Source organism: Streptomyces antimicrobicus, assembly GCF_020532625.1.
GTDB lineage: Bacteria > Actinomycetota > Actinomycetes > Streptomycetales > Streptomycetaceae > Streptomyces > Streptomyces antimicrobicus.
The window spans coordinates 1-14,882 of the sequence record NZ_JAJAUY010000022.1; the positions used below are offsets into that span (position 1 = coordinate 1).

The 14,882-nt window shown below is 69.8% G+C and carries 15 protein-coding genes and 1 pseudogene; 10 read left to right on the forward strand and 6 right to left on the reverse strand.

Going from position 1 to position 14,882, the window contains the following annotated elements; all coding sequences use genetic code 11:
* A pseudogene (locus LG632_RS08495) lies at nt 1–344 on the reverse strand (hypothetical protein); the annotation flags it as partial.
* A gap of 244 nt (nt 345–588) precedes the next feature.
* Between LG632_RS08495 and gcl the strand changes: the two are divergent.
* Entirely contained in the window at nt 589–2,376 is a 1,788-nt protein-coding gene (gcl, locus tag LG632_RS08500; protein WP_226726241.1) for a glyoxylate carboligase, read from the forward strand.
* Between the two features lie 103 nt (nt 2,377–2,479).
* Here the strand turns inward: gcl and LG632_RS08505 are convergent, their stop codons facing one another.
* Together LG632_RS08505 and LG632_RS08510 are read right to left on the reverse strand one after the other, a co-directional pair.
* A complete protein-coding gene (locus tag LG632_RS08505; RefSeq protein ID WP_226726242.1) occupies nt 2,480–3,118 on the reverse strand; it encodes an HdeD family acid-resistance protein in 639 nt (212 codons plus the stop codon).
* A gap of 17 nt (nt 3,119–3,135) precedes the next feature.
* A complete protein-coding gene (locus LG632_RS08510; protein ID WP_226726243.1) occupies nt 3,136–3,975 on the reverse strand; it encodes a class II glutamine amidotransferase in 840 nt (279 codons plus the stop codon).
* 234 nt (nt 3,976–4,209) lie between these two features.
* On the opposite strand from LG632_RS08510, the gene LG632_RS08515 reads away from it, so the two are divergent.
* Both LG632_RS08515 and LG632_RS08520 read left to right on the forward strand, forming a co-directional pair.
* On the forward strand, nt 4,210–4,632 hold the full coding sequence (locus LG632_RS08515) for a DUF6325 family protein (protein ID WP_226726294.1): 423 nt from the start codon (nt 4,210–4,212) through the stop codon (nt 4,630–4,632).
* Nucleotides 4,633–4,651: 19 nt separating this feature from the next.
* Nucleotides 4,652–4,930, forward strand: coding sequence for an SHOCT domain-containing protein (locus tag LG632_RS08520; RefSeq protein WP_226726244.1), 279 nt, complete (start codon nt 4,652–4,654; stop codon nt 4,928–4,930).
* Between the two features lie 400 nt (nt 4,931–5,330).
* Here LG632_RS08520 and LG632_RS08525 read toward each other — a convergent pair whose 3' ends face one another.
* The 3 genes from LG632_RS08525 to LG632_RS08535 form a co-directional block, all read right to left on the reverse strand.
* A complete protein-coding gene (locus tag LG632_RS08525) occupies nt 5,331–6,788 on the reverse strand; it encodes a catalase (protein ID WP_226726245.1) in 1,458 nt (485 codons plus the stop codon).
* 226 nt (nt 6,789–7,014) lie between these two features.
* The gene (locus tag LG632_RS08530; protein ID WP_226726246.1) at nt 7,015–7,914 is read right to left on the reverse strand and encodes a 2-hydroxy-3-oxopropionate reductase; all 900 of its coding nucleotides are present in this window, start codon (nt 7,912–7,914) and stop codon (nt 7,015–7,017) included.
* Nucleotides 7,915–7,985: 71 nt separating this feature from the next.
* Nucleotides 7,986–8,819: a TIM barrel protein gene (locus LG632_RS08535; RefSeq protein WP_226726247.1), complete on the reverse strand. Its 834-nt coding sequence runs from the start codon at nt 8,817–8,819 to the stop codon at nt 7,986–7,988.
* Nucleotides 8,820–8,944: 125 nt separating this feature from the next.
* Here LG632_RS08535 and LG632_RS08540 point away from each other — a divergent pair, with 125 nt between their 5' ends.
* The 7 genes from LG632_RS08540 (at nt 8,945) to LG632_RS08570 (ending at nt 14,822) form a co-directional block, all read left to right on the forward strand.
* Complete coding sequence (locus tag LG632_RS08540) at nt 8,945–9,196, forward strand: hypothetical protein (protein ID WP_226726248.1); 252 nt, start codon at nt 8,945–8,947, stop codon at nt 9,194–9,196.
* Nucleotides 9,193–9,576: a helix-turn-helix domain-containing protein gene (locus LG632_RS08545; RefSeq protein WP_226726249.1), complete on the forward strand. Its 384-nt coding sequence runs from the start codon at nt 9,193–9,195 to the stop codon at nt 9,574–9,576. The genes LG632_RS08540 and LG632_RS08545 overlap by 4 nt, the downstream gene beginning before the upstream one ends.
* A 153-nt stretch (nt 9,577–9,729) precedes the next feature.
* Nucleotides 9,730–10,236, forward strand: coding sequence for a 2-oxo-4-hydroxy-4-carboxy-5-ureidoimidazoline decarboxylase (gene uraD, locus LG632_RS08550; RefSeq protein ID WP_226726250.1), 507 nt, complete (start codon nt 9,730–9,732; stop codon nt 10,234–10,236).
* Nucleotides 10,237–10,243: 7 nt separating this feature from the next.
* The gene (gene uraH / locus LG632_RS08555) at nt 10,244–10,636 is read left to right on the forward strand and encodes a hydroxyisourate hydrolase (protein WP_226726251.1); all 393 of its coding nucleotides are present in this window, start codon (nt 10,244–10,246) and stop codon (nt 10,634–10,636) included.
* A gap of 6 nt (nt 10,637–10,642) precedes the next feature.
* Nucleotides 10,643–11,566 (forward strand): factor-independent urate hydroxylase, encoded by a 924-nt coding sequence (gene pucL / locus LG632_RS08560; RefSeq protein ID WP_226726252.1) that lies wholly within the window; start codon nt 10,643–10,645, stop codon nt 11,564–11,566.
* Nucleotides 11,567–11,767: 201 nt separating this feature from the next.
* Nucleotides 11,768–13,162 carry an 8-oxoguanine deaminase gene (locus LG632_RS08565; RefSeq protein ID WP_226726253.1) on the forward strand — a complete coding sequence of 465 codons (1,395 nt, stop codon included), beginning with the start codon at nt 11,768–11,770 and terminating at the stop codon, nt 13,160–13,162.
* A 277-nt stretch (nt 13,163–13,439) separates the two neighbouring features.
* Nucleotides 13,440–14,822 carry a nucleobase:cation symporter-2 family protein gene (locus LG632_RS08570; RefSeq protein WP_374203433.1) on the forward strand — a complete coding sequence of 461 codons (1,383 nt, stop codon included), beginning with the start codon at nt 13,440–13,442 and terminating at the stop codon, nt 14,820–14,822.
* Nucleotides 14,823–14,882: the final 60 nt, after the last annotated feature.

Sequence of the window (14,882 nt, forward strand, 5' to 3'; positions counted from 1 at the left end):
GCGCCCGCAGGCGCCCCGTCGCCCCGCCCCGCACCAGGCCGGGACACCAGCGGCGCCGGCTGCCCCGAGGCCGCCGGGCGGACCGGTCGCACCGGGATGTGCATGACCGTCCCGCAGCCCGTGCAGCCCACCTCCGGCCGCGGCCACTCGCTCTCCCGCCCGCAGGAGCCGCAGCGCACCGCCACCCAGCCCTCCGACCAGGTCCGGTGCGTCAGCGGCACGGCCGGCTCCAGCAGGTCCAGCGGCGGGGAGACCGGGCTGCCGCAGGCGCAGGGGAAGACCGGGACGACGTAGTCGTTCTCGTTCAGACAGGCCGGGCAGCGCACCGGAACCTTCTCCGCCATCGGACCTCCACCCCTGAGTGCCACGCGCCGTGCGCTTCTGCGTCCCACGTCACCATCCCACGTCCTTCCCGGCGCCCGGGCCTTTTGTGCAACTCACCGACCGAAACCTGGCTTTTGGTGGGTTCCGGGGTGCGGCGGCGCCTTGACGTGCGGGAAGACCTCCGTTTAGCTTGTTCCGTATAGCAGAACAATACTTCCGGATTACGGAAACCTCCCGGAAAACAGCCTGATCGCAGGAGTACCGATGCCTCGTATGACCGCCGCTGCCGCGGCCGTGGAGATCCTCAAGCGCGAGGGTGTTGACCAAGCGTTCGGCGTGCCCGGCGCGGCCATCAACCCCTTCTACCGCGAGCTCAAGAACGTCGGTGGCATCAACCACACGCTCGCCCGCCACGTCGAGGGCGCCTCGCACATGGCCGAGGGGTACACCCGCGCCAAGGCGGGCAACATCGGTGTCTGCATCGGTACGTCCGGCCCCGCCGGCACCGACATGATCACCGGCCTGTACTCCGCGATCGCGGACTCGATCCCGATCCTGTGCATCACCGGACAGGCCCCGGTCTCGAAGCTCCACAAGGAGGACTTCCAGGCCGTCGACATCGCCACCATCGCCAAGCCGGTCACCAAGGCGGCCACGACCGTCCTGGAGGCCGCGCAGGTCCCCGGCGTCTTCCAGCAGGCCTTCCACCTGATGCGCTCCGGCCGTCCGGGCCCGGTCCTGATCGACCTGCCGATCGACGTCCAGCTGACCGAGATCGAGTTCGACCCCGAGACGTACGAGCCGCTGCCGGTCTACAAGCCGTCCGCGACCCGCGCCCAGGCCGAGAAGGCCCTCGGCTTCCTGCTGGAGTCCGAGCGCCCGCTGATCGTCGCCGGCGGCGGCATCATCAACGCCGACGCCTCCGACCTGCTCGTCGAGTTCGCCGAGCTGACCAGCATCCCGGTCATCTCCACCCTGATGGGCTGGGGCACCATCCCGGACGACCACGAGCTGGCCGCCGGCATGGTCGGCGTCCAGACCGCGCACCGCTACGGCAACGCCACGTTCCTGGAGTCGGACTTCGTCCTCGGCATCGGCAACCGCTGGGCCAACCGCCACACGGGCTACAACCTGGAGGCGTACACCAAGGGCCGCAAGTTCGTCCACGTCGACATCGAGCCCACCCAGCTCGGCAAGATCTTCGCCCCGGACTACGGCATCGCCTCCGACGCCAAGGTCGCGCTGGAGCTCTTCGTCGAGATCGCCAAGGAGTGGAAGGCCGCGGGCAAGCTCCCCGATTTCACCGCCTGGGCCGCCTCCGCGCAGGAGCGCAAGGCCACGCTGCAGCGCCGTACGCACTTCGAGAACATCCCCATGAAGCCGCAGCGCGTCTACGAGGAGATGAACAAGGCGTTCGGACCGGAGACCCGCTACGTCACCACCATCGGTCTCTCGCAGATCGCCGCGGCCCAGTTCCTGCACGTCTACAAGCCGCGCCACTGGGTCAACTGCGGTCAGGCCGGCCCGCTCGGCTGGACCATCCCGGCCGCCATCGGCGCCGCCACCGCGCAGCCGGACGTCCCGGTCGTCGCCCTGTCCGGCGACTACGACTTCCAGTTCATGATCGAGGAGCTGGCGGTCGCCGCCCAGCACAAGGTCCCCTACGTCCACGTCCTGGTGAACAACGCCTACCTGGGCCTGATCCGTCAGGCGCAGGGCGGCCTGGGCATCAACTTCGAGGTCAACCTCGAGTTCGAGAACATCAACACCCCGGAGATCGGCGTCTACGGCGTCGACCACGTCAAGGTCGCCGAGGGCCTGGGCGTCAAGGCCATCCGCGTCACCGACCCGGAGAAGCTCGGCGAGGCCTTCGAGCAGGCCAAGAAGCTGGCGCAGGAGTTCCAGGTCCCGGTCGTCGTCGAGGCGATCCTGGAGCGCGTCACCAACATCGCGATGAGCAAGACCGTCGACATGAGCGACGTCACGGAGTTCGAGGAGCTCGCCACGGAGCCGGGCCACGCTCCGACCGCCATCAAGGCCCTGAAGGTCTGAGACTGCTAGGACCGGCCCGCCGCCCCGGCGGCCCGCCGAGCAGCACCGCGGCCCCCGTCCCCTCGCAGGAGGGTACGGGGGCCCGCGCGTGTGCGAGCCCCGCTCAGCGCCGCAGGGCGGACCGCAGGGCGAAGGCCGCTGCGGTCTCCGCGAGGCCGAGCAGCACCAGCCAGAGCCCGAGCAGGCGGGTGAGGGCGACGGCGGACTCGATCGGCAGGCACAGCACGACGATGCCCGCGACCACGCCGAGCGCCGCCATCCCGAAGGCGAGGCCGCGGTGCGCCAGCTGCTTGTCCGCGACCGCCGCGTAGACGCCCAGCATGCCGGAGATCAGCCAGACCATGCCGATGATCAGGGCCAGCACCGTGATGGTCAGCCGGGGACCTCGCAGGCACAGCACGCCGGCCACCACGTACACCACGGCGACCAGCAGGCGCGACCACCGCTCACCGGCCTGCGGGTGTCCGGCGAACGCCGCCACGAACTGGAAGACGCCCGCGGCCAGCAGGTAGAGCCCGATGAGCACCGCCACCACGTGCAGGGACTTGTCCGGCCACACCAGCAGGAGGACACCGAACACCAGCGTCGCCAGGGCCGACGCCAGCACCCATGTCCAGGAGGCGCCGAGCAGCGCGAGCCGGTCGAGCGGATCGCCCGGGCTGCCGGGCGGTGCGGAGGAGCGGCCGAAGGGTTCGTCGTCCTCGGCCGGCGGCTGCGCGGCGGGGCGTTCGGGGAAGGTCATGGTTGCTCCTCACCAGGTCAGGCGGGCAAGGGGGCGAACGTGTGCAGGGAGTCGTGACCGACCCGGACGACCCCGTAGGTGTGCTCGGGCACCTCGTTCCAGGCGCCGGGGAGGTCGCTCAGCGGCTCCGACACCACGAGCCGCGTGTCGTCGGACACCTCCTGGAGGAAGCTCACGTCGGGGTGCAGCGCCCGCAGGGACTCCACCCGGGTGCTGTAGAAGAGCGACCGCGCGATGCCGGCGCTGGCGTAGCGGAACGCCCACACCGCCCGTCCGTCGGTCACGGCGACGGTCATCTGCACAGGGTCCGCGACGCCGTGCGCGCGGCCGGTGCGCTCGACCAGGCCCACCATCCGGGCCACCGCGCCCGGAGGGTCCTCCTCCAGGCCGAGGGTCAGGGCCAGGAAGAACATCACCTCGGAGTCCGTGGTCCCCTCCATCTCCAGGAACAAGGAGGGTTCGACCGCCACGCAGAGCTCCCTGCGCAGCTGGTGGAAGCCGACGATGGAGCCGTTGTGCATCCACATCCAGCGGCCGTGCCGGAAGGGGTGGCAGTTCGTCTGCTGCACCGCCGTGCCCGTCGAGGCCCGGATGTGCGCGAAGACCAGCGGTGACATGACGTGCTGGGCTATCTCCCGGAGGTTGCGGTTGTTCCACGCCGGTCCGACGTCCCGGAGGACCGCCGGGGTGTCCGTACCGGTCTCCCTGGCGTACCAGCCGACCCCGAAGCCGTCGCCGTTGGTCGTCTCCACGCCCAGCCGGGAGTGCAGGCTCTGGTCGATCAGCGAGTGCGCGGGCTTGTAGAGGATGGTGTCGAGCAGCACGGGCGTCCCCGAGTAGGCCAGCCACCGGCACATGGTCGATCACCCCTTCCGGGTGTACGTCGTGCCCCTTGAGCATGGCCGGGTACCCGGACCCCCCACCTCACCCGTCGGGGGTGATCTCCGCGGGCCGTACCGCGGGCTACGGTCGTTCAGGCCCGCCGGTCCGAGCGGTGAGCAGGAACCGGCGTGACCGGAGCAGCCGGCGTGACGGCAGGAGCAGACGTGACGGGAGGAGCAGACGTGACCAGAGAAAACGGCCTCGACGAGCTGGGGCCCATCGACTACCTGGTGGTCCAGTTCCCGGGCAGTCACCTGACCGGTGAGGGGATGCCGCTGCTGGCCGACCTCGTGGACCGCGGCATCATCCGCATCCTCGACCTCACCTTCCTCACCAAGGGCGAGGACGGTGCGGTGCGCGGGCTGGCCCTGGCGGACGTGACGGGTGACGGCAGCCTCGACCTCACCCTCTTCGAGGGGGTCTCCTCGGGGCTGCTGGGCGAGGAGGACATCTCCGAGGCGGGCACGCTCCTCGAACCGGGGGACTCCGCGGCCGTACTGCTGTACGAGAACCTGTGGGCGGCGCCCCTTGCCGGCGCCCTCCGCAGGGCCGATGCCCGGATGATCGCGAGCGGCCGCGTACCGGTCCAGCACGTGGTCGAGGCGCTGGACGCGCTCGACGCGGCGGCCTGAGGAGACGGAGGCGAACAGCATGCCCGGACTACTTCGAGGCGTCGTACGCACCGCGGCGATCGCGGGGACGGCCACCGCCGTCTCCAACCGCGTCTCGCGCCGGCAGGCCGGCCGCTGGGCCCGGCAGGAGGCCCCGCCGGAGGCGCCGCTCCAACCGCCGCCCGCCCCGGCGGCGGCGCCCCCGCCCGGTATGGACGACAAGATCAGCCAGTTGAAGGAGCTCGCCACGCTCAAGGAGCAGGGCGTGCTCACCGAGGAGGAGTTCTCCGCGCAGAAGGCCCGCATCCTGGCCTCCTGAGGCACCCCCGCCCACGACAGAGAGCCGAGCCACGGGACCGTCCGTGACTCGGCTCTCTGGGTTGTTTCCGCCCGACGGGGCGAGGCTGGCGCGACAGGACGTTCGCACCCGCCGGGCGGGGTCCAAGGGGAGGAGGAATTCCTCAGGTACAGGGGGCTCTGTGCGTGGCCCCTGTACCCGAGGCGGCTGGGACCGCGGTGGTGGCGACGGACCCGCAGACGGCGTCTCCCTCAGGTCAAGAGACGTGCCTGACGCGTCCTTACCACCGCACTGGCTCGACACCACCGCGGTCCTCGTCCTGCCCATTGCCGCGAACCACCCCTCATCCGGGTCCTCGGCAGCGGGCCGGCACCCGGGGCCTGACCTCCCGTCAGGCCCCCGGCGCGTTCTCGGGGGAGGCTCAGTCCTCGCGCAGGGCGCGGACGGCTTCCTCGACGCGCTTGCCGTAGTCGGCGTCGGCGGCGTAGAAGTGAGCCAGGTTCTTCTCGATGACGTCCTCGCGGGAGACCTGGGACAGGCCGCCGGCGATGTTCGCCACCAGACGCTTCTTCTCGTCCTCGGACATCAGGCGGAACAGCTCACCGGCCTGGAAGAAGTCGTCGTCCTTGGTGTGCAGCGGGGCCGCGTGGGTGCCGGTCCAGCCGGACACCGCCAGCGGGGCGCCGAGCGCGTCGCCCGTCTCCGCCGGGCCCTGGTACGAGTTGGGCTCGTAGTTCTTGTCGAAGCGCGAGCCGTTGCGCTGCGCCATGAAGCCGTCGCGGCCGTAGTTCTGCGCGGTGGTCGCCTTCGGGGCGTTGACCGGCAGCAGGGTGTGGTTCACACCGAGGCGGTAGCGCTGGGCGTCGGCGTAGGCGAACAGGCGGCCCTGGAGCATCTTGTCCGGCGAGGCGGTGATGCCCGGGACGAAGTTGTTCGGGGAGAAGGCGGACTGCTCGACCTCGGCGAAGACGTTCTCCGGGTTGCGGTCGAGGACCAGGCGGCCCACGCGCTGCAGCGGGTAGTCGGCGTGCGGCCACACCTTGGTGAGGTCGAACGGGTTGAAGCGGTAGTCGGCGGCCTCGGCGGCCGGCATGACCTGGACGTACAGGGTCCAGCTCGGGTTCACACCGCGCTCGATGGCCTGCAGCAGGTCGGTCTGGTGGGAGTTCGGGTCCTTGCCGGCGAGCTCGGCGGCCTGCTCGGAGGACAGGCAGCGGATGCCCTGGTTCGTCTTGAAGTGGTACTTGACGAAGAACGCCTCGCCGGCGGCGTTGGTCCACTGGTACGTGTGGGAGCCGTAGCCGTTCATGTGACGGTACGAGGCCGGGATGCCGCGGTCACCCATCAGCCAGGTGATCTGGTGCGTCGCCTCGGGGGCGTGCGCCCAGAAGTCCCAGACGTTGTCCGGCTCCTGCTTGCCCGTGAACGGGTCGCGCTTCTGGGAGTGGATGAAGTCGGGGAACTTGATCGGGTCCTTGATGAAGAACACCGGGGTGTTGTTGCCGACGAGGTCGTAGTTGCCGTCCTCGGTGTAGAACTTCAGCGCGAAGCCGCGCGGGTCGCGGACGGCGTCCGCGCCACCGAGGGAGTCGGCCACGGTCGAGAAGCGCAGGAACGTTTCGGTCTTCTTGCCGACCGTGTTCAGGAACTTGGCCGAGGTCCACTGGGTGACGTCGTCGGTCACCTCGAAGTAGCCGTACGCGGCGGAGCCGCGGGCGTGCACGACGCGCTCCGGGATGCGCTCACGGTTGAAGCGGGCGAGCTTCTCCAGGAGCTGCTGGTCCTGGATGAGGAGCGGGCCACCGACGCCGGCGGTGGCGGAGTTCTGGTTGTCGGCGACCGGGGCGCCGGACTCGGTCGTAAGCACGCGCTTCGACATCGTGGACCTTCCGTACGGGAGCTGCTGACGGAAAGCGTCTTCCGCCATGCGGAGGAGCCTAGATTCCGGCGGAACGCAACGTCAACAGTTTGTTGAACATAGAGGTGGGGAGGTGCTCCGGACGGCACCGGCGCTTGGGCGCGACAGGACAGGTGTCAGCACCGGTGCCATCCGGAAACTCAGGTCCCCCGAGGGGGATCCGGCTCGTCGCCGAGCGCGGCAGCGGTCAGACCTGCGAGCCGGAGAGGCGCTCGACCGCGCGCAGCAGGGCCGAGTGGTCCAGGCCGCCGTCGCCCTGGGCGCGCAGGGAGGCGACGAGCTGGGCGACCACGGCGCCGACCGGGAGGGCCGCACCCACGTTGCGGGCGGCGTCGGTGACGATGCCCATGTCCTTGTGGTGCAGGTCGATCCGGAAGCCGGGCTTGAAGTCGCGGTTGAGGAAGTTGTCCTTCTTGCGGGTCAGGACCGTGGAGCCGGCCAGGCCGCCGTTGAGGACGTCCAGGGCGGCCTGGAGGTCGACACCGGACTTCTCCAGGAAGACCACGGCCTCGGCGCACGCCTGGATGTTGACGGCGACGATCAGCTGGTTGGCCGCCTTGACCGTCTGGCCGGAGCCGTGCGGGCCGCACAGGACGATGGTCTTGCCGAGGGCCTCCAGGATCGGCAGGGCCGCGTCGAAGTCGGCCTTCTCGCCACCCACCATGATCGACAGGACGGCCTCGATGGCGCCGGCCTCGCCGCCGGAGACCGGGGCGTCCAGGACGCGCAGGCCCTTCTCGGCGGCGTTCTTGGCCAGGTCGACCGAGGTCTGCGGGGTGATCGACGACATGTCGATGATCAGCGCGCCGGACTTGGCGTTCTCCAGGATGCCCTCGGGGCCGTAGGAGATGGCCTCGACGTGCGGGGAGGCGGGCACCATCGTGATGATCACGTCGGCGTCCTTGACGGCCTCGGCGATCGAGCCGGCCGCGGTGCCGCCGGCGGCGGCGAGACGGTCCAGCTTGTCCTGCTCCAGCGTGTAGCCGGTCACGGAGTAGCCGGCCTTGAGGAGGTTCTCGGACATGGGCGAACCCATGATGCCGAGGCCGATCCACGCGATCTTCGGGAGCGCGGTGACGTTGCTCATGATGAGGTCCTTCTCTTGATACGTACGAAAAGTGCGGGGGGCGCCTGGGCCTTCGCCCGGACTTCGTCCCCTTACTCGGCGGCGCGGGCCTCGGCCGGCAGCCACCCGAAGGAGGCGGCGGCGTCGGCGGCCTTGTACTCCAGGCCGACGAAGCCCTGGTAGCCGGCCTTCTTGAGCTGGTCGAGGAGGTCCTCGAGGGGCAGCTCGCCCGTGCCCGGGGCGCCCCGGCCCGGCTTGTCCGCGATCTGGACGTGGCCGGTCTTGGCGGCGTACTTTTCGATGACCTCGGAGAGGTCCTCATCGTTCATCGCCAGGTGGTACAGGTCGAGGAGGAACTTCGCGTTCCCCAGGCCCGTCGCCTCGTTGACCTTGTCCACGATCTCGATCGCGGACGGCGCGCTCACCAGCGGGTAGAGCGGCGACTCGGGCTTGTTGAGCGTCTCGATCAGCAGGATCGCGCCGACGCGGTCGGCGGCCCGGGCCGCGACGACCAGGTTCTCCAGGGCGAGCTCGTCCTGGACGGCGGGGTCCACGCCCTCGACGCGGTTGCCGTAGAGGGCGTTGAGCGCCTTGCAGCCCACCGACCGGGCGAAGTCCGCCGCGACGTCGATGTTGGCCCGGAAGCGCTCCGACTCCTCACCGGGCACGGAGAGCGCGCCGCGGTCGGGGCCGGGGAGCTGACCGGCGTAGAAGTTCAGGCCCACCAGCTGGGTGCCGGCGTCCTCAAGGGCCTTCTTGAGGGCGTCCAGCTCCTCCTGAGCCGGGGTGGGGGTGTCGATCCAGGGCCACCACAGCTCGACCGCGGTGAAGCCGGCCGCGGCGGCGGCCGCGGGGCGCTCCAGGAGCGGGAGTTCCGTGAAGAGGATCGAGAGGTTCACATCGAAGCGCTGGTCCGTGTATCCCATGAGGGGTGTGCGCTCCTTCCGTATTGCGGAAGTTTGTTTCTGCTTGATGGAAGACTGCAAGGCGGGCGTCCCAGTTGTCAAGTGCGGACTGCCGAAAAATCGTGACCTCGGGGTAGCTTGACGCCGTGCGATTGAGAGTGGAGTTCACGACCGAGCCCTTCGACCTCGAAGAGGCCCCCGCCCACGCCGTGGCCGCCCGCGAGGTCATCCAGAAGGCCCAGCTGGACGCGGTCGACGTCGGCCCGTTCGGCAACACCGCCGAGGGTGAGGCCGGCGAGGTGCTGGGGGCGGTGGGCGCGCTGCTGCGCGACGCGTTGGAGGCCGGGGCCACCCGGGTCTCGCTCCAGGTGAACGTGATCGGGGAGGACACCCCATGACCGAGCCCCGCGACCACCCGTTCGTCACCGCGGTCAAGCCGCTGGTCGACGCGATGGGCGGCGAGCTGATGGATCCGGCCCGGGCCGAGCCCGACGACGTGGTGCTGAGCTGGGAGGGCGAGGAACTGCTGGCGGTACGGCTGCCGCAGCTGTCCGACTCGCTGGACCACATCCTGGCCGCGCTGGAGCGCCGGCATGGCATGCCGCTGGCCCAGCTCGACCGCAAGGCCAAGCAGGACGTCGTGCGCATACTGGAAGCGCGGGGCGCGTTCTCCGTGCGGCACGGTGTCGAAACGGTGGCCACGGCTCTCGGTGTGAGCCGCTTCACGGTCTACAACTACTTGAACCGGGAAAACCCGAACAAAAGCAACCAAGCGTGAGCTGATTTTCACAGCAGGTGACAGGCCGCCGTCCGATTCAACCGGGCGGCGGCTTTTGTGTACGGGAAGTTTCAACAAAGTGTTGACGCCGTGTTGTCGAGGGCGTTAGCTATGCGCAGCCCGTCAAAGCAATCAGGCCACGGAGGCTTTCCCGTGACTTCGAGTTCGACCCCGGGGCTCTCCCGGTTCAACGCCTTGGACGACAGCGCGGCCGCGGCCGCGCTGCACGAGGTGTGCGCCAGTTCGGCATGGGGCAGCAAGCTGCTGGCCCAGCGCCCGTACGCCACCGCCGACGACCTGTTCGCCGCGAGCGACGCCGCCATGGCGGAGCTCACCGCCGCGGACCTCGCGGAGGCGATGGCCGGCCACCCGCCGATCGGCCGCCCGAAGCCGGGAGACCCGACCTCCGCCCGCGAGCAGCGGGGGATGGCCGGGGCCTCCGAGGAGCTCAAGAGCGAGCTGCTCGAACTGAACCTGGCCTACCAGGAGAAGTTCGGCCACGTCTTCCTGATCTGCGCCACCGGTGCGACCGGTGAGCAGATGCGCGACGCGCTCAGGATCCGGATCGAGAACACCGCCGAGACCGAGCGGGAGATCGCCCGCGGCGAGCTCGTCAAGATCAACCGGATTCGCCTGACGCGACTCGCAGAAGGAGAGTGAAGAGCAGATGAGCACGCAGACCACCGCCTCGGTGTCCACCCACATCCTGGACACCAGCATCGGCCGCCCGGCCGAGGGCGTCGCCATCACCCTGTCGGCCCGCTCCGGCTTCGACGCCGACTGGGCGACGCTGGGCGGGAGCGCCACCGACGCCGACGGGCGCTGCAAGGACCTGCCGGCACTGCCGGAGGGCACCACCCACGTACGTCTCGACTTCGAGACCGAGGCGTACTTCGCCAAGAAGCAAGCCGCCGAGGCGCAGCAGGACGCCCCCCGCGTAAGGGACAGCGGTGCGTTTTTCCCCGAGGTCACGCTCACTTTCGCCGTGAACCCGGGCGAGCACTACCACGTACCGCTGCTGCTCAACCCGTTCGGCTACTCCGTTTACCGAGGGAGCTAGCAGACCATGCCCACGATTCTCGGCCAGAACCAGTACGGCAAAGCAGAGAACCGCGTCGTCAAGATCACGCGGGACGGCGACACCCACCACATCAAGGACCTGAACGTCTCCGTCGCCCTGTCCGGCGACATGGACGACGTCCACTACTCCGGCTCGAACGCGAACGTCCTGCCCACGGACACCACCAAGAACACGGTGTACGCGTTCGCCAAGGAGTACGGCATCGAGTCCGCCGAGCAGTTCGGCATCCACCTGGCGCGCTGGTTCGTCGGCAGCCAGGAGCCGATCTCCCGTGCGCGCATCCGCATCGAGGAGTACGCCTGGGAGCGGATCCAGACCTCGGACGCCAACTCCAAGTTCATCGGCGCCGACGAGGTCAAGCACTCCTTCGTCCGCAAGGGCCAGGAGACCCGCGTCACCCAGGTCACCTACGACGGCCAGAACTGGGAGGTCATCTCCGGCCTCAAGGACCTGATCGTCATGAACTCCACCAACTCGGAGTTCTGGGGGTACGTGAAGGACAAGTACACGACCCTGCAGGAGGCGTACGACCGCATCCTGGCCACCCAGGTGTCGGGCCGCTGGCGGTTCAACTGGACCGACGACGAGCAGCGGATGCCCAACTGGGAGAAGTCCTACGAGGCCACCAAGAAGCACATGCTGGAGGCCTTCGCGGAGACCTACTCCCTCTCCCTGCAGCAGACCCTGTACCAGATGGGTTCGCGCATCATCAACCACCGTTCGGAGATCGACGAGGTCCGCTTCTCGCTCCCGAACAAGCACCACTTCCTCGTCGACCTCGAGCCCTTCGGCCTCAAGAACGACAACGAGGTGTACTTCGCCGCGGACCGGCCGTACGGTCTGATCGAGGCCACGATCCTGCGGGACGGCGCCGACGCGCGCATCCCGGTGGACATGACCAACCTCTGAGCAGGCACCCCGGGGTCCCGGGGCCGCGTCACGGCCCCGGGACCTGCGTCCCACCCGCAACACTGCGAACTTCCTGAACTCGGCACCCGGAGCATCAGACGGGGCGGCAGTACTGTCAGCTGCCACGGCCCCCGGTTTCGGTACTCAAATCCCCTGGGTCCTGCCGTGCCCGCACCGCCACTGAAAGCACGAGGAAGCCCCATGGCAGCCACTGACAGCGCGGTCGAGCGCATCGTCATCGAGAACTGTGCGATCGCGACCGTCGATGCGAACGACACCGAGTACGCCTCGGGTCACATCGTCATCGCCGGCAACAAGATCGAGGCCATCGGCGCGGGCGACGCCCCCGAGAACCTCGACAACGTCGTACGCCGCATCGACGGCACGGGCCACCTCGTGACCCCCGGTCTGGTCAACACCCACCACCACTTCTACCAGTGGATCACCCGGGGCCTGGCCACCGACCACAACCTCTTCAACTGGCTCGTCGCGCTGTACCCGACGTGGGCGCGCATCGACGAGCAGATGGCCTACTCGGCCGCCCAGGGTTCGCTCGCCGCGATGGCCCGCGGTGGTGTCACCACCGCGATGGACCACCACTACGTGTACCCCAAGGGGGCCGGCGACCTCTCCGGCGCGATCATCCGCGCCGCCTCCGAGATGGGCGTCCGCTTCACCCTCGCCCGCGGCTCCATGGACCGCAGCGAGAAGGACGGCGGCCTGCCGCCGGACCACGCCGTCGAGACCCTCGAAGGCGCCCTGGCCGACACCGAGGCGACGGTCAAGAAGTTCCACGACGCCTCCTTCGACGCCATGACCCAGGTCGCCGTCGCCCCCTGCTCCCCCTTCTCGGTCTCCACCGAGCTGCTCAAGCAGGGCGCCGAGCTGGCCCGCCGCCTCGGCGTGCGCATGCACACCCACGGCAGCGAGACGGTCGAGGAGGAGAAGTTCTGCCACGAGCTCTTCGGCATGGGCCCGACCGACTACTTCGAGTCGACCGGCTGGCTCGGCGAGGACGTGTGGATGGCGCACAGCGTCCACATGAACGACTCCGACATCGCCGCCTTCGCCCGGACCAAGACCGGTGTGGCGCACTGCCCGTCCTCCAACGCCCGGCTGGCCGCCGGCATCGCCCGCGTCCCCGACATGCTCGCCGCCGGTGTCCCGGTCGGCCTCGGCGTCGACGGCACCGCCTCCAACGAGTCCGGCGAGCTGCACACCGAGCTGCGCAACGCCCTGCTGATCAACCGCCTGAACCCGGTGCACCGCGAGGCCGCGCTGAACGCCCGCCAGTCGCTGCGCCTGGGGACGTACGGCGGCGCGCAGATCCTCGGCCGCGCCGACAACATCGGCTCGCTGGAGGTCGGCAAGCTCGCCGACCTGGTGCTGTGGAACCTGTCCACCTTCCTGCACTCCTCGATCGCCGACCCGGTCACCGCCCTGGTCTTCGGTGCGGCCGCCCCGGTGACCGCCTCCTTCGTCAACGGCAAGCAGATCGTCGAGAACAACCGCCTGCTGACCGCCGACGAGGACGCCATCGCCCGCTCCACGCGGGAAGAGGCGCAGCGCCTGGCGCGGATCTCCGCGCAGGCCTGATCCCACGGTTCCGGCCGGGGGGGACGGCCCCCGGCCGGCCGCCGTGGACCCGAGCGGGGTCCGCGGCAGCCGCTCCCGGGCGGTGCCCGAGGTTCGCCGAGGGCGCCTCCCGGGAGTGGTGACTCGTGCCACCACCGGCCTGCGGCCCACCCGCCGGTGCGTTCTTCCCCCTCCCGCCCCTTCGCCCCCTTCCGCGCGCCGCACCGCGCTCGCTTTTGCATCACCTCCCTGACACCCGTGTCCCCTGCCGACGCGTTAACCGACCGGAGGAACGCCCGTGGCCGCCATGCCCAGGTTCCGCAAAGCAGCAGTCGCAGTACCGGAGGAGAAACACCCGGTCGACGAGACCCTCCCTCCGCTCAAGATGTTCACCAGCGGTCTGCAGCACGTGGCCGCCATGTACGCGGGGGTGGTGGCCCCTCCCATGATCGTCGGACCGGCCGTCGGGCTCTCCGCCACCGAGACCGCGTTCCTGATGGGGGCCTCGCTGTTCACGGCGGGTCTCGCCACGCTCCTGCAGACGCTGGGGTTCTGGCGGATCGGCGCCCGGCTCCCCTTCGTCAACGGCGTCTCGTTCGCCGGTGTGACCCCGATGATCGCCATCGGCAAGGACCAGGGCGCCGACGCGCTCCCCGTCATCTTCGGGGCGATCGTCGCCGCCGGGCTCCTCGGCTTCTTCGCCGCCCCCTACTTCGGCAAGCTCGTCCGCTTCTTCCCGCCCGTGGTCACGGGCACGGTCATCACCCTGATCGGGGTCTCGCTGCTGCCGGTGGCCTTCAACTGGTCCCAGGGCGGCAACCGTACGGCCGCGGACTACGGCTCGATGCAGAACATCGGGATGGCCGCCCTCACGCTGGGGATCGTGCTGGTGCTGCGCCGCGTCCTGCGCGGTTTCCTCCAGCAGATCGCGATCCTCCTCGGCCTGGTCGCCGGCACGCTGGTCGCGATACCGCTCGGCATGACCGACTTCGACGCCTTCCGCTCCGCGGCCTGGGTGGGCTTCCCGACGCCGCTGCACTTCGGCGCACCGCAGTTCCACCTCGCCGCCGTGGTCTCGATGTGCATCGTCATGCTGGTCTGCATGACCGAGTCCACCGCCGACATCCTGGCCCTCGGCCGGATCGTGGACCGGCCCGCCGACGCCCGGACCATCGAGGGGGGCCTGCGCGCCGACACGCTCGGCAGCGCGCTGAGCCCGCTGTTCAACGGATTCATGTGCAGCGCCTTCGCCCAGAACATCGGCCTGGTCGCCATGACCAAGGTGCGCAGCCGGTTCGTGGTCGCCGCCGGCGGCGGCATCCTGATCCTGCTCGGCCTGTGCCCGAAGGCCGCCTCGGTCATCGCCCTGGTCCCGCTGCCCGTCCTCGGCGGCGCCGGCATCGTGCTGTTCGGCTCGGTCGCCGCCAGCGGTATCCAGACCCTGGCGGGGGCGGCCATGGAGCGCGGCGAGAACGCCCTGATCGTCGCCGCCTCGGTCGGCGTGGGCCTGATCCCCATCGCGGCGCCGGAGTTCTACCACGCCTTCCCCAAGGACCTGCTGGTCGTGCTGGACTCGGGGATCAGCACCGGCTGCCTGGCGGCGATCGGGCTGAACCTGGCCTTCAACCACCTGGGTGCCCGCAAGGCGGCCCCCGCCCCGGACCCGGTCCCGGTGCACTGAGCGGCGAAACGGAAGCGGCCGCGGTCCCCTTCGGGCTCCCGAGGGGGACCGCGGCCGCTT

Coding starts and splice junctions, on each gene's coding strand:
- LG632_RS08505 (WP_226726242.1), bottom strand. CDS start 3,118: ATGACCTTCCCCGAACGCCCCGCCGCGCAGCCGCCGGCCGAGGACGAC.
- LG632_RS08565 (WP_226726253.1), top strand. CDS start 11,768: ATGGCAGCCACTGACAGCGCGGTCGAGCGCATCGTCATCGAGAACTGT.
- gcl (WP_226726241.1), top strand. CDS start 589: ATGCCTCGTATGACCGCCGCTGCCGCGGCCGTGGAGATCCTCAAGCGC.
- uraH (WP_226726251.1), top strand. CDS start 10,244: ATGAGCACGCAGACCACCGCCTCGGTGTCCACCCACATCCTGGACACC.
- LG632_RS08530 (WP_226726246.1), bottom strand. CDS start 7,914: ATGAGCAACGTCACCGCGCTCCCGAAGATCGCGTGGATCGGCCTCGGC.
- LG632_RS08525 (WP_226726245.1), bottom strand. CDS start 6,788: ATGTCGAAGCGCGTGCTTACGACCGAGTCCGGCGCCCCGGTCGCCGAC.
- pucL (WP_226726252.1), top strand. CDS start 10,643: ATGCCCACGATTCTCGGCCAGAACCAGTACGGCAAAGCAGAGAACCGC.
- LG632_RS08545 (WP_226726249.1), top strand. CDS start 9,193: ATGACCGAGCCCCGCGACCACCCGTTCGTCACCGCGGTCAAGCCGCTG.
- LG632_RS08535 (WP_226726247.1), bottom strand. CDS start 8,819: ATGGGATACACGGACCAGCGCTTCGATGTGAACCTCTCGATCCTCTTC.
- LG632_RS08520 (WP_226726244.1), top strand. CDS start 4,652: ATGCCCGGACTACTTCGAGGCGTCGTACGCACCGCGGCGATCGCGGGG.
- LG632_RS08510 (WP_226726243.1), bottom strand. CDS start 3,975: ATGTGCCGGTGGCTGGCCTACTCGGGGACGCCCGTGCTGCTCGACACC.